This window comes from Flavobacterium sp., from assembly GCF_965277525.1.
In the GTDB taxonomy this organism is placed as follows: Bacteria; Bacteroidota; Bacteroidia; order Flavobacteriales; family Flavobacteriaceae; genus Flavobacterium.
This window is the reverse complement of the sequence record NZ_CBDIDC010000005.1, coordinates 1,148,910-1,162,178: the sequence shown is the minus strand read 5'-3', so window position 1 is coordinate 1,162,178 and position 13,269 is coordinate 1,148,910. Positions and strand designations below refer to the sequence as shown.

The following is a 13,269-nucleotide window of genomic DNA, read 5'->3' as shown; positions in this document are numbered from 1 at the left end:
GAAAAAAATAACTTATCTCAAAGTATATCGCAATCCAAAAAAACCTCGAATTGTTTGATTTTGTCCGTAAACATAAGTGGTGTCAAAAGTCAAACCGTACGGATTATCCGGTGTAACCAGAACTTTTCCGGCTGCATCGTATTGCACATTTTTATCAAAAGGATCATTGGTTCTCGAAATCAAAAACGGATTATTTCGTTTGGGTGTAAAGTTCAATAGATTTTTTACTCCACCATACAATTCAAAATTCTTCCATCCAAAATAGGTAAACTGAATATTCTGAATACTATACCAAGGCGAGTTTGGCTCTCTCGGATCAAAATCACTCAACAAAGGCAACTTCATTGGGCTGTAAACATTCCCGGTATAATCCAATGATAAATTCCACGGTTCTATTTTATACGAAATACTCCAGGTTGCAGTAAAGTTCTCGGTTAAAAAAGGTCTTTCCGCAATCCCGTCCTGCACATTTTTATTATTCAAAATTGTAGCACCCAAAATCATTTTCAGCCCTGTCGGAAAATTGACATCAACATTGGTACTGATTCCCTGACTTATTGCGTAACCATTAATATTGTCGTAAATGATTTTATTAGGATCGGTTTCGTAATCAGATATTATCTTGTTGCTGAATCGGGTATAAAAAGCAGTTGTTTCGATCCCAATAAAAGTTCCGTTGGTAAAGTTTATTTTCTGAATGTAATTCAGGTTTGCATTTATTGATCGTTCTGGTTTCAAATCGCTTTTGATGACAACATCTCTTGAACCAGTAAGCGCTGCGTGATCTTCGGTAAATAGATTTACAACACGAAATCCGGTTCCTGCATTCAAACGAAAAATGGTATTTTCATTCGTTTTCCATCGATAAGCGATTCTGGGTGTATAAATCGAACCGTGAATCGAATTATAATCATAACGCATTCCTAACAAAACCTGGCTTTTTGGAGAAAGCGTAATTTCATCCTGAACAAAAATTCCCGGCAACCAGGTACTTTCTGCTTCTTTCGTTGCGGTTGTATTGTCGTCATAATACGAATAACGAGTCGCAATTCCAGCAAGGAAATCATTTCGACCTAACTTTTTATCCCAGGTCAGTTGCAGGAAACCTATTTTCTGATTCGCGATGTATGAAGTTGTTCCATAACGACTATCTTGATAATGTACATTTCCGGAGAACGAAAGCATCAGTTTTTCTTCAAAAGGCAATTGATAACTTCCAATTAATTCCCCTCTTTTGGTATAAATACTTTCGCCGTAAATTTCATCTCCGCCTCGGTACTTTTTCTCCCAACGCACATCTCCGCCCCAGCGATCTTCATACATTCCGCGGGCTGCGATCGTAAAAAGGCGATTATTGTCTCTTTGAAAACTCCATTTATTAAAAACCGAAATTCTTTGCGAAAGCGTCACATCAGTAAAACCGTCTTTATCTTTATCGACAACCTGATTGTAATCGAAGTAATTGATTCCTAAAAGTGTCGTTGATTTTTTAGTTGGATTGAATTTCATTCCCAAATCGACATTAGTTTCTAAATACGAAGTCGTAAAAACATCTGCCGAAAACAAAGGCGCGTTTGTTGGGTTCTTCGTGATAATGTTGATCAAACCGCCAACTGCTTCACTTCCGTAAAGAGAAGAAGCCGGACCTTTTACGATTTCGATTCTTTCGACCAAAGAATTCGGAATTCCCGATAAACCATAAACTGTCGAAAGACTGCTTACAATTGGCATTCCGTCAATTAGAACCAAAGTATACGGCCCTTCCAATCCGTTAATATGAATATCGCCCGTATTACAAACACCACAATTAAGCTGTGGCCGAACGCCATTGATGTTTTGAAGTGCTTCGTAAATACTTGGAGTTGGATTCTTCTTGAAGAAAACCGGTGAATACACCTCAACCGGAACAGCACTTTCTAATCGTTTTACTGCCTTTAAAGTTCCCGAAACTACGACTTCGTTCAATTGATTTTCGTTATCCGTCAACTCAAAATCATAAGATTGAATGGAATCTTTAAGTATTTCTATTTTCTTCTTTATAGTCTGGAATCCTTCTTGAGAAATCTGTAGTGTATAATTTCCAACGGCAATATTTACTAATTTGTAATATCCCAAACTATCAGTAACGGTTTTGTGTTTTGTTCCTATAAGCTGAACATTTACAAACTGTAATTTATGGCCTTCGCCTGAGATGTATCCAGAAATAGTAGAAGTTTCCTGTGCGAACGAAATCTGCAAACCAAATAAAAGCAATACCAAAAATAGTTTTTTCATTATTATAAAATTAAATTTAGACAAATCTAAAAATTAAATTTTACAAACAATGTTTCTAAGTAAAAAACTTTTAAAAGTGTTTTAATTCAATCGTTTGGAGTTATTTTTAACACATAGAAACAAAGTCGAAAACTTCTTTATTAAGCTTCAATAGCGTCCAGCTTTAGCTGGATGAAATTATAAACGATACAAAAAGGGCTTTAGCCAAACATTTAAAAATTTGGCTAAAGCCTTTTTCCAACTCAAATCTTTATTATCCTTAGCTGAAGCCAAGGGCTATGCAAAAAGAATCAATAAATGTCATCTTCTAAAACATAACCAAACTATGTGAATCAACGTTTGAAATTTATTTTTTTGTGTCGTTAGGCACTAAACATTGGTAGAAAATATGAATTGGAATATAATTGAAGCGTGCCGTAGGTACGCAACAAAACGATAGCTGTTGCGTACCTACGGCACGCTAAACTAATGTTGAATTAATAACTACCAATGTTTAGTGCCTAACGGCACATTTAACCGCTTGATAACGTAACTATATTATCTCGTAAGTTTAAAAATTAAATAAATTCCTAGCCCGATAATTTCTTTATTAAATAAAAGAACAGCTTTCTAAAACATAGCCAGTCTATGTGAATTAATGTAAAAGTGAAACGCCTTTTTAAGCGATTACAATAACTATGTTTCTATGTCTTTAAATAAATAAGCTTAAACAAATTCTTCGTCGATAATTTCTTTATTGATTATCGCTCCGGCAAAAGATCCGGAAGAAACCGCCATTGCAACAGACCTTGCCTGAATATGGCAATCGCCACTGGCGAAAACTCCGGGAATCGTTGTTTTCTGAAAAGCATCTACCTTCAACAAACCATTTTCTGTCAATTCGCAGCCTAACGTTTCCGGCAAAAGGCAATGCTGCTCAAAAGGTGCTTTGAAATAAATCGCTTTAACCTCTATTTTTGATTGATTTTTGAAAATAATTTGCTCGACGTTTCCATTTTGATGTTCTACCGATTCAATTTCTTCCTCGATAATTTCGATTTTATGCTTTTTCAGCATTTGAACCTGCTCAGAAGTCAAGTTCGATTTTCCGTTCGTAATCAATCTCAAATCGTTCGTCCAGTTTGATATCATTTTAGAAAATTCAAAACCCATATCGCCATTGGCAACGATGGCAGTTTTCTCTTTTTTGACCTCATAACCGTGACAATAAGGACAATGCAAAACTGAAATCCCCCAACATTCCGCAAAACCAGGAATATTAGGCAACAGATCTTTTACACCTGTTGCGAATAATAGCTTCTTAGCAGTAAAGATTTTTCCGGACTCAGTTTCAATTTCAAAACCCGATTCTGTTTTAATGGCACTAATGGCAAGTCCATTGTAGAATTTTACCGTACCGTAAAAGTCTACCTGAGTTTTGGCTTTCGCCGAAATTACAGCAGGCTTCTCACCATCATGTGTAATAAAATTGTGCGAATGTGGCGTTTGTCTGTTGCAAGGCAAACCGCTATCAATGACCAAAACGTTTCGTAAAGAACGCCCCAGACTCATTGCGGCCGAAAGTCCGCTATAACTGCCACCGATAATTATAACGTCGTATTTATTATTGTACATCATAGTTTTATGTATTAAATTCTTGAAATAGGAAAAGGATCTTTTGTAGAGAAAAAACCGTCATGATATTCGATAATTTCATCATCAGTACAAAGACAGTTATTCAGTTCGTTGAGCATTTCAGTTTCATTGATCTTTTGACCAATAAAAACAATTTCATTAAGCCGGTCACCAAATTTAGAAGTCCAGCGTTCCTCTATAATCTCCTGAAATTCAACAAAATTATTAAACGTCATTCTTTCGCTGAGCGGCATACTTGCCCACCAAACTCCGGCACCCTCGGCTTTCATCGATCCGCCGGCCTGACTCCAGTTAATGGCCTGCTCCGGTCTTGATGCCATCCATAATAATCCTTTGCTTCGAATGATATTGGGAGGAAAATCTGAGGTAATAAAATTCCATAATCGATTGGGATGAAAAGGTTTTGAATCCCGAAAAACAAAAGAATTGATTCCGTATTCCTCCGTTTCAGGTGTATGAATACCTTCTAATTCCCTGATCCATCCTGCTGAATTTTCAGCTTCTTCATAATTGAATAATCCTGTATTTATAATTTCATTGAGATTCACTTTCCCCAATACCGAAGTAATTATTCTCGCCACAGGATTAAGTTTTTGGATCGAGGCTTTCAACGTTTCCAATGATTCAGAACTGATTAGATCTGTTTTATTCAAAATAATCACATTGGCAAATTCTACCTGATCCACCAAAAGATTCACAATTGTTCGATTATCATTCTCAATATCCGACAGATTTTGTTCCTGCAATGTTGTAGCCGAACCAAAATCTTTAAAAAAATTAAAACTATCCACAACGGTAACCATCGTATCGATATAGCTAAATCTGGATAAATCAATGGTTTCATCCTCATTTACAAAAGAGAAAGTCTGTGCTACAGGAATGGGTTCACTAATTCCGCTGCTTTCGATAAGCAAATAATCAAAACGGTTTTCTCTGGCCAATTTTTCAACTTCAATCATCAAATCTTCCCGTAAAGTACAGCAAATACAACCATTTGTCATTTCTACTAATTTCTCTTCGGTTCGTGATAAAGTATGTTCATTTTTTACGAGTTGCGCATCAATGTTTATCTCGCTCATGTCATTTACAATGACAGCGACCTTCAATCCGTCTTTGTTATGCAAAATATGATTAAGGAGGGTTGTTTTTCCGGCACCCAGAAATCCGCTTAGTACTGTTACGGGTAATTTTTTCATTGTTACGATTGTTTATGGTTTTTATAATTCAAAAAATGCCCGATAATCATTCCGAGGCCTCCAATAAAAATCAAATCGAGATGAAGATCAAGAAAAAGTTCACTTAAAACACTCATCCAGATCAATGCCATAGAAATAACCAGGATTGCAGATATTAAAAGACTGGATTTTTTAATAATTTTGAAAATGGCAAATAATCCTATGGTAGCAAAAATTAAATCGATAAAGGGATTATGACTTAAACCTAAAGGCAAAATGGTTAAAAGCGGAAAAACCAGACAATGAACTAAACAAATGGTGGCACTTGAAATTCCTAAAATATCGTAAAAAGGTGTGGTAGATTTCTTCATTTTCAGTACATTTGCTTAATGCAATTTTGTTGCAAATATATCAATTAATTTTAAACGCAACAATGTTGCGATAATATTTTTTAATTCCATAAAATGAAAACAACAAGAAATACAGCAGCAAAGACGGCCATTTTAGAGATATTTGGCAAATCTAAAATTGCGCTGTCTCATGCAGAAATTCAAAAACAAACGGGAGATTTATGCGATCGCGTTACGATCTACAGAATTTTAGAACGATTGGTAAATGACGATATCATTCATAAAATTGTAAATCTTGACGGAACCGTAAAGTATGCAAAATGCCATCATCATGCCCAACGCGTGCACATTCATAATCACGCTCATTTTAGCTGTGAAAATTGTTTAGAAATTACCTGTCTAGAAAATGTAAAGCCGAGTTATATCATTCCACACAATTATAAGGTCAACGACATAAACTTTACGTTGTCAGGATTATGTCCGAATTGTTTGAATTCTAACATTTAAGTTTTAGACTTGTCTAAAAATATTGTTGAGCAAACATAATTTTTCTATATATTTGTTCAAACAACATTTCTACAATGACCAAATCTTTAGAAGAAGTTAACCAATCTGTTGCAACACAGCATAAAAAAACAGGAATTAGAAAAATATTAGCCTTTTTAGGCCCGGCATATTTAGTAAGTGTAGGCTACATGGATCCCGGAAATTGGGCCACAGATATTGCCGGAGGAAGTCAGTTTGGATACTCTTTGCTTTGGGTTCTGCTAATGAGTAACTTAATGGCTTTGCTGCTTCAGAGCTTAAGTGCCCGTCTCGGGATTGTAACACAACGCGATTTAGCTCAGGCTTCGAGAGAAACGTATTCAAAGTTCATCAACTACATTTTATACTTTTTGGCGGAGATTGCCATTGCAGCCTGTGATCTTGCCGAAGTATTGGGAATGGCAATCGGGATCAATCTTCTTTTTGACATTCCGTTGATCGAAGGTGTTCTGATTACCGTTTTAGATACTTTTTTACTTTTATTTTTAATCAATAAAGGAATCCGCAAAATGGAAGCCTTTATTATTGTTTTGGTTGCGATTATAGGTTTCTCTTTCATTTTTGAAATGATTTTTGCTGAACCGGAACTGGATAAAGTTCTTTATGGACTAATTCCTTCAATGCCTAATTCTGCCGCATTGTATATTGCTATTGGAATCATCGGTGCAACCGTGATGCCTCACAACTTGTACCTGCACTCTTCATTAGTTCAAACCCGAAAATTCGATCGTACTCCCGCTGGAATTAAACAGGCTTTGAAATACAATCTTATAGATTCTACAATTGCCCTTAACCTTGCCTTCTTTGTGAATGCTGCTATTTTAATTTTGGCTGCAGCCACATTCTATAAAAACGGAATGTTTGAAGTTGCCGAAATTCAGGATGCACATCAATTTCTGGAACCTTTGTTAGGAACTAAATGGGCACCTGTTTTATTTGCCGTTGCATTGATTGCTGCAGGACAAAGTTCTACTGTCACAGGAACTTTAGCAGGACAAATCATAATGGAAGGTTATCTGAATCTAAGGATTCAGCCGTGGGTGCGCCGAATCATAACCCGTTTAATCGCTATTGTTCCGGCAGTTGTAGTGATCCTAATTTATGGAGATAGCGTAACCGGAAAATTATTGATACTGAGTCAGGTCATCCTGAGTTTGCAGTTGGGTTTTGCGATTATTCCGTTGATTCATTTTGTGAGTGACAAAACCAAGATGAAAGGGTTTCACATTTCACGAACTACACAAATCGCCGCCTGGGTTATTGCCTTGATTATTGTTTCGCTAAATGCAAAATTGGTTTACGATGAAATTACTTCATGGCTCGAAAATTCAAGTCATCCAATGATACTCTGGTTTACAGTCGTTCCGCTAGCTTTTGGGTTCCTTGCTTTATTATTATACATTATTGTAAAACCTTTTATAGCGAGAGCAAAATCGAATATCGAGAATCATTCGCCCCATCACCTGAAGCTGCAATATGCGCCAAAAGAAACTTATACCAAGAAAAATATAGCCATTTCTGTAGACTTTTCTAAAGCCGATGAAGCTGCGCTTAACAATGCCTTCGAATTGGGCGGAATCGATGCGCAATATACTTTAATTCATATTGTAGAAACGGTTGGCGCATTAATGTACGGCGGCCATGTGGATGACCATGAAACCACTATCGACGAAAAGTTATTATTAGAATACAAAGAGATGCTTTCGCAGAAGGGATTCAAAATCGAAACAGAACTTGGTTTTGGAAAACCCAACACTGTGATTCCGAATATTATTAATGCAGGAGTTTTTGATATTTTAGTCATGGGAACCCACGGCCACACTGGATTAAAAGATATTTTATTTGGTACCACCGTAGACAAATTGAGACATAAAATTTCGATACCTTTGTTAATTGTTAAAAAATAGGTTCAAAGCAACAGAGTTACAAAGGAACAAAGGTTTAGAAACTTTGAACCTTTGTTCCTTTGCAACTTTGAGCCTTAAAAAATAAAAAAATGACTTTTTCAGAAGAAAACTATCTAAAATCGATCTATCATCTTACTATTTCTAATGATTCAGAGGTGAGCACGAACGCTATTGCGGAAATGATGGAGACCAAAGCTTCATCGGTTACGGATATGCTTAAAAAGCTTGCGGAGAAGGATTTGGTAAATTATAAAAAGTACCAGGGTGTTTCTTTGACGGAAAACGGAAAATTAGCGGCTAAAATGATCGTGAGAAAACATCGCCTTTGGGAAGTGTTTTTGGTTGAAAAACTAAATTTTTCCTGGGATGAAGTTCATGACATTGCAGAACAGCTGGAACACATCAAATCCGAACAATTGATTAATCGTCTGGATGATTTTCTGGGAAATCCTACTGAAGATCCACATGGTGACCCGATTCCGGATGCCAACGGAAGAATTGTTAAAATCGAGAAACACTTACTTTCTGAATTAACCGAAAATCAAACCGGAGTTTGTGTGGGTGTCAAAGATACTTCATCAGAATTTTTGAAATATCTGGACAAGCAGGAAATTGCTTTGGGTTCGCAAATTGAACTTTTGTCTAAAGAATCGTTCGATTTATCTGTGAGGATTAAAATTAATGGTCGTGAGTTGTCTATATCGAATAAAATTGCTTCAAATTTGTTTGTGAAACTGGTTTAAGAGGGTTGTTTCACGGAGATTCGCAAAGAGGTTTCACAGAGGTTCACGAAGGTTTTTTTATTTGGGCAAATCTATTATTTGGACGGATTAAAATCCATCCCTACAATATAAATCGAGCCGCTGGCTCTTGTTCTAGAAAGTTCCGGAGGAACGAACTATTTTGTAGCAACGGATTTGAATCCGTTGACCACAAAGTTTTAAATTTTAAACAATTCCCTTCTCGATCATTTCTAACATTACGGGCGAAGCATTTTTAAATGTTGGTTCTTGTTCGATGATACTTCCGGCATTTTTCTTGTTTACTTTAAACGTCACATCGTTATCTGTGGTAAACAACAAAGCGGTCAAAAACGGATTTTTGATATACGTTCCCAATACCAATAAAGCTTCCTCTAAAGTATGGGTACTTTCGATTTCTTCGGTTTTGTAGCGGGTCGTTAATGCTATTGAATAGGTATTGTCTTCATTTATCGCCAGGCGGAAATAGATGTTTTTGATTTCGGTATCACCGATGGTTTTTGCTAAAGTAAGTTTGGCAAAAGTACCAGCTTGAATACTTTCTTTGACGCGCTCGCAAAAAAGAGCAAATATAGGTTCGTAGGACATGATTGTTTGTGTTATTATTTTCCTGTAAATTCAGCTTTACGTTTTTCTAAAAATGCTGTGGTTCCTTCTTTAAAATCCTGGGTTCCGAAACATTTGCCAAATGATTTTATCTCAGTATCAAATCCGTCTTTACCGTCTTTGTAATTGGCATTGATTGCTTTTATCGCTTTAGTAATCGCGAATGGCGCATTTTTAATGATTTTTTGAGCAATTCCAGTAGTAAAATTTAAAAGTTCAGCCTGAGGCACTACATGATTTACTAAACCGTATTGTTTGGCTTCTTCGGCAGAAATCATGGCTGCGGTCATGATCATTTCCATTGCGCGTCCTTTACCCACTAATTGTGGCAAACGCTGTGTTCCGCCATAACCTGGAATTAATCCCAATGTTACTTCCGGCAATCCCATTTTTGCGTTGTCTGAAGCAATTCTGAAATGGCTGGCCATTGCTAATTCTAGTCCGCCACCTAATGCAAAACCATTTACAGCAGCAATTACCGGCTTCTTTAAGTTTTCGATAAAATCAAATAACTTTTCTTGTCCTTCGGCTGCTAATTGTGCACCTTCGACAATGGTATAATTGGCAAATTCTGAAATATCAGCTCCCGCCACAAATGCTTTTTCGCCACTTCCGGTAATGATAATCACACGAACATCGTCATTCTTACCTAATAATTTTATTGCTTTACTCAGGTCGCTAATTGTAGCTTTATTTAAAGCGTTTAGTTTTGTAGGTCGGTTAATGGTTACGGTCGCAATTTTTTCTTCAATCGAGATTAAAAGATTTTCGTAGTTCATGACGCTAATTTTATGAGTTTGTGATGGGTAAAGAAACGGTAAATGTGGTTCCTTTTCCGTATGTTGATTCAAAGGTAATTGTTCCTTTGTAATTTTCGATGATGTTTTTTATAATTCCCAGTCCAAGTCCCATTCCACTTGTTTTAGTGGTAAATTTTGGCTCGAAAATTCGGCCTATATCTTGTTTCTGAATTCCGATTCCATTGTCTTTTACAGCAATTTCTACATTATTCTCACTTCGTTTTACAGTAACCAGAATAGCTTTTTGAAACTGATTCTCCGGAATCGCCTGAGTTGCATTTTTAACCAGATTGGTAATAATACGAATCAATTGGGTACGGTCCATTTTTGAGATGATTTCCTGTTCTTCGCTTTCGAAAACAATATACTCTTCATTAAAAATATCTAAAGCTAATTCAACCACTTCGACCACATTTAAGGTCTCATTTTGTTGTGCCGGCATCGAAGCAAAATTCGAAAATGCCGAAGCCACCGCCGTCATTGTATCGATTTGCTGAATTAAAGTTTCCGAATAATCATTTAATTTTTGCTTTACATCCGGAGCTGTTGGATCAAACTTGCGTTGAAAACTCTGCACCGTCAAACGCATTGGAGTAAGCGGGTTTTTAATTTCGTGTGCTACTTGCTTTGCCATTTCGCGCCATGCTTCTTCACGTTCGCTTTGAGCTAGTTTTATCGCACTGGTTTCAAGTTTGTCGACCATTCCGTTGTAAGCCTTGATCAGGAAGTTTACTTCCTTACTGTTGGCTTCTAATACAATTTTCTCATTTTTCTGATCCAGGTTGGTTTCTTCTAAACGATCTGAAATAGTTTTTAGTGATTTTGTGATGTAAGTTGAAAGGAAATACGCCAAGGCAAAAGCCACAACCAGCATAAACGAATACACCTGACTCAAACGAATCAGGAAGGTATTCAATTCGTTATCATAATAGCCGTCGTCTTCTAAATACGGAAGGTTTAAGATACCAAGTGGTTTGAATTTTTCGTCTTTGATTAAACTATAGGAGGATCGGTTTTTGACACCATCAATGGTTTTAATATCGACAAAACGTTTTTCGATCGAAGAACGCACTAATTTCAGGATGTATTCCGGAATTGGCGGTGCTACTTTATCAACTGCAAAAGATTCTTTAGAGGATTTCAGTAATTTCCCGTCCAGACTATAAATATTGATTTCGATTTTGTGAATCTGGGCCAATTCATGGATCTTATCTTTGAAAATAAGATCCAGATTTCCGGTTTTTAAAGGATAAGTTGTAGTCGATAAAACATAATTTATATGTTCTTTTACTGCATTTTCTTTTCGTTCGAGACGTTCCTGATGGTATTCCTTGGCTTCGTTTTTAAACTGAATGATTGAAATGGAGGCCAATAAGAAAGATGCTACAACAATCAATACAATCATCGAAAGGAAAATCCTGACACGAAGAGAAAGCATCGACATTTTGAAGTTGTTAAACATATAGTTTTGTTTTCTTTGTTTCAGGTTTCAAGTTTCAGGTTTCGTCGCGGTTGGCAACTTGAAACCTGAAACTTGAAACTAAAAAAACTATTTTTTCTCCCGAATTCTTTTGTAAAAACGGAAACCTAACATAATAATAATCGAGAATAAAAATATTCCGATTACGCCGAAAATCCAGTTGATGGCACTTTTTAAAACTACTAAAAAAACCACTGCAAAAAGTATAATCGTTGCGCCTTCATTCCATAAACGCATAAAATTGTTGGAATATTTTACCTCATCGTTTTGCAATTGCCTGAATATCTGATGGCATTTTAAATGATACAAATACAATAAGAAAACGAAACATAATTTTACATGCATCCACGGCATTTTAAGCCAGGCTTGTCCTAAATCTGTAAAAAATAACATCCAAAAGGCAAAAATACTCGCCAAAACTGCCGATGGCCACGTAATAATGTACCACAAACGGTAGGCCATTATTTTGTATTGCGCCTGTAAAATCTCTTTTTCAGGAGAAGGTTTTTCATTGGCTTCTATTTGATACACAAACAATCGCACAATATAAAACAAACCCGCAAACCAGGTTATTACAAATATAAGATGTAACGATTTTAAGTAGTTATAATATTCCATTTATAAAGTCTTTTATTTATAAAGTCTTTTTTCTTTACTCTTTGTTCTATTATCTATTGAGCCCACTCGTTAATCCAGTTACCCACCGTTTCGCACCACTCGTCATCGTCATTCAAACAAGGAATTGCCAAGAAATCTCCACCTCCATTTTTCTCGAAATCTTCTTTGGCACGCATGGCGATTTCTTCCAAAGTTTCTAAACAATCTGAAACAAAAGCCGGCGTTACAACCGCCAGATTTTTGATTCCTTTTCCTGGCATTTTGTCGATTTCAACATCTGTATAAGGCTCTAACCACTTGTCTCCCGCTAAACGCGACTGAAAAGTTAGACTGTATTTATCTTCAGGAAGTCCTAATAATTTCACGACTTGCCTTGTTGTCTCATAACACTGGTGACGGTAACAGAAATCGTGTGCCGGTGAAGGGGTATTACAACAAGAACCATCAATTTTACAATGCGATTTGGTTACATCGGTTTTGCGAATATGACGTTCCGGGATTCCGTGATAAGAAAATAACAAGTGATCATAATCAAACCCAACTAAATGTTTCTGAATCGAATCGGCTAAATTCCTGATGTAATCCGGTTTGTTGTAAAACGCAGGAACATCGGTAAAAGTCATTTGTGGAAATTTCTTTTTACGGATTTCTTCGGCTTTTACTAAAATAGTCAAAGTTGAAGCCATTGCGTATTGCGGATATAAAGGGAAAAGCAACACTTCGGTAACGCCTTTGTCGTGCAATTCCTGAAGTCCCTTTTCGATGGTCATGCTTCCGTAACGCATGGCTAATGTCACAGGAACATTTACCAAAGGCTGGACTTTTTTCTGCATTCTTTCTGAAAGAACTACTAATGGAGAACCTTCATCCCACCAAATTTTCGCGTAAGCGTGCGCTGATTCTTCAGGTCTTTTTCTTAAAATAATGCCACGAACCAACAAAGCTCTTAATAAATACGGAACATCGATCACGTATTTATCCATTAAAAATTCGTCTAAATATGGTTTTACATCTTTTGTTGTTGGACTTTCTGGAGATCCTAAGTTTACTAATAATACGCCTTTCATTATAATTTTCTTGCTTTAGGCTTTAAGCTTTAGGCTTTAAGCATTTGTTT

General features: G+C 36.4%; 12 protein-coding genes. 3 read left to right on the top strand and 9 right to left on the bottom strand.

Features of this window, described 5'->3' with window-relative positions:
* Positions 1-12: 12 nt before the first annotated feature.
* The 4 genes from ACQY44_RS13370 to ACQY44_RS13355 all read right to left on the bottom strand — a co-directional run bounded on the left by ACQY44_RS13370 (position 13) and on the right by ACQY44_RS13355 (position 5,455).
* Positions 13-2,274, bottom strand: coding sequence for a TonB-dependent receptor (locus ACQY44_RS13370; RefSeq protein ID WP_428230830.1), 2,262 nt, complete (start codon positions 2,272-2,274; stop codon positions 13-15).
* 705 nt (positions 2,275-2,979) lie between these two features.
* Positions 2,980-3,888 (bottom strand): NAD(P)/FAD-dependent oxidoreductase, encoded by a 909-nt coding sequence (locus tag ACQY44_RS13365; RefSeq protein WP_428231197.1) that lies wholly within the window; start codon positions 3,886-3,888, stop codon positions 2,980-2,982.
* 14 nt (positions 3,889-3,902) lie between these two features.
* A complete protein-coding gene (locus tag ACQY44_RS13360) occupies positions 3,903-5,105 on the bottom strand; it encodes a GTP-binding protein (protein WP_428230829.1) in 1,203 nt (400 codons plus the stop codon).
* Between the two features lie 2 nt (positions 5,106-5,107).
* On the bottom strand, positions 5,108-5,455 hold the full coding sequence (locus ACQY44_RS13355; protein ID WP_428230828.1) for a MerC domain-containing protein: 348 nt from the start codon (positions 5,453-5,455) through the stop codon (positions 5,108-5,110).
* Positions 5,456-5,548: 93 nt separating this feature from the next.
* Between ACQY44_RS13355 and ACQY44_RS13350 the strand changes: the two genes are divergently transcribed.
* The 3 genes from ACQY44_RS13350 (at position 5,549) to ACQY44_RS13340 (ending at position 8,630) form a co-directional block, all read left to right on the top strand.
* A complete protein-coding gene (locus ACQY44_RS13350) occupies positions 5,549-5,941 on the top strand; it encodes a Fur family transcriptional regulator (protein WP_428230827.1) in 393 nt (130 codons plus the stop codon).
* 74 nt (positions 5,942-6,015) lie between these two features.
* Entirely contained in the window at positions 6,016-7,887 is a 1,872-nt protein-coding gene (locus tag ACQY44_RS13345; RefSeq protein WP_428230826.1) for an Nramp family divalent metal transporter, read from the top strand.
* A gap of 89 nt (positions 7,888-7,976) precedes the next feature.
* The gene (locus tag ACQY44_RS13340) at positions 7,977-8,630 is read left to right on the top strand and encodes a metal-dependent transcriptional regulator (protein ID WP_428230825.1); all 654 of its coding nucleotides are present in this window, start codon (positions 7,977-7,979) and stop codon (positions 8,628-8,630) included.
* A 204-nt stretch (positions 8,631-8,834) separates the two neighbouring features.
* Here the strand turns inward: ACQY44_RS13340 and ACQY44_RS13335 are convergent, their stop codons facing one another.
* The 5 genes from ACQY44_RS13335 to hemH form a co-directional block, all read right to left on the bottom strand.
* Entirely contained in the window at positions 8,835-9,236 is a 402-nt protein-coding gene (locus ACQY44_RS13335; protein ID WP_428230824.1) for a hypothetical protein, read from the bottom strand.
* 14 nt (positions 9,237-9,250) lie between these two features.
* Positions 9,251-10,033: an enoyl-CoA hydratase/isomerase family protein gene (locus ACQY44_RS13330; RefSeq protein WP_428230823.1), complete on the bottom strand. Its 783-nt coding sequence runs from the start codon at positions 10,031-10,033 to the stop codon at positions 9,251-9,253.
* Positions 10,034-10,043: 10 nt separating this feature from the next.
* On the bottom strand, positions 10,044-11,459 hold the full coding sequence (locus ACQY44_RS13325; protein ID WP_428231196.1) for a sensor histidine kinase: 1,416 nt from the start codon (positions 11,457-11,459) through the stop codon (positions 10,044-10,046).
* A 144-nt stretch (positions 11,460-11,603) separates the two neighbouring features.
* Entirely contained in the window at positions 11,604-12,152 is a 549-nt protein-coding gene (locus ACQY44_RS13320) for a CopD family protein (RefSeq protein ID WP_428230822.1), read from the bottom strand.
* Positions 12,153-12,205: 53 nt separating this feature from the next.
* The gene (gene hemH, locus ACQY44_RS13315; protein ID WP_428230821.1) at positions 12,206-13,219 is read right to left on the bottom strand and encodes a ferrochelatase; all 1,014 of its coding nucleotides are present in this window, start codon (positions 13,217-13,219) and stop codon (positions 12,206-12,208) included.
* Positions 13,220-13,269 lie beyond the last annotated feature (50 nt).

Bases quoted from the DNA above. Each gene is read 5' to 3' on its own strand.
- ACQY44_RS13370 (WP_428230830.1), bottom strand. From the start codon at position 2,274: ATGAAAAAACTATTTTTGGTATTGCTTTTATTTGGTTTGCAGATTTCG.
- ACQY44_RS13365 (WP_428231197.1), bottom strand. From the start codon at position 3,888: ATGTACAATAATAAATACGACGTTATAATTATCGGTGGCAGTTATAGC.
- ACQY44_RS13360 (WP_428230829.1), bottom strand. From the start codon at position 5,105: ATGAAAAAATTACCCGTAACAGTACTAAGCGGATTTCTGGGTGCCGGA.
- ACQY44_RS13355 (WP_428230828.1), bottom strand. From the start codon at position 5,455: ATGAAGAAATCTACCACACCTTTTTACGATATTTTAGGAATTTCAAGT.
- ACQY44_RS13350 (WP_428230827.1), top strand. From the start codon at position 5,549: ATGAAAACAACAAGAAATACAGCAGCAAAGACGGCCATTTTAGAGATA.
- ACQY44_RS13345 (WP_428230826.1), top strand. From the start codon at position 6,016: ATGACCAAATCTTTAGAAGAAGTTAACCAATCTGTTGCAACACAGCAT.
- ACQY44_RS13340 (WP_428230825.1), top strand. From the start codon at position 7,977: ATGACTTTTTCAGAAGAAAACTATCTAAAATCGATCTATCATCTTACT.
- ACQY44_RS13335 (WP_428230824.1), bottom strand. From the start codon at position 9,236: ATGTCCTACGAACCTATATTTGCTCTTTTTTGCGAGCGCGTCAAAGAA.
- ACQY44_RS13330 (WP_428230823.1), bottom strand. From the start codon at position 10,033: ATGAACTACGAAAATCTTTTAATCTCGATTGAAGAAAAAATTGCGACC.
- ACQY44_RS13325 (WP_428231196.1), bottom strand. From the start codon at position 11,459: ATGATTGTATTGATTGTTGTAGCATCTTTCTTATTGGCCTCCATTTCA.
- ACQY44_RS13320 (WP_428230822.1), bottom strand. From the start codon at position 12,152: ATGGAATATTATAACTACTTAAAATCGTTACATCTTATATTTGTAATA.
- hemH (WP_428230821.1), bottom strand. From the start codon at position 13,219: ATGAAAGGCGTATTATTAGTAAACTTAGGATCTCCAGAAAGTCCAACA.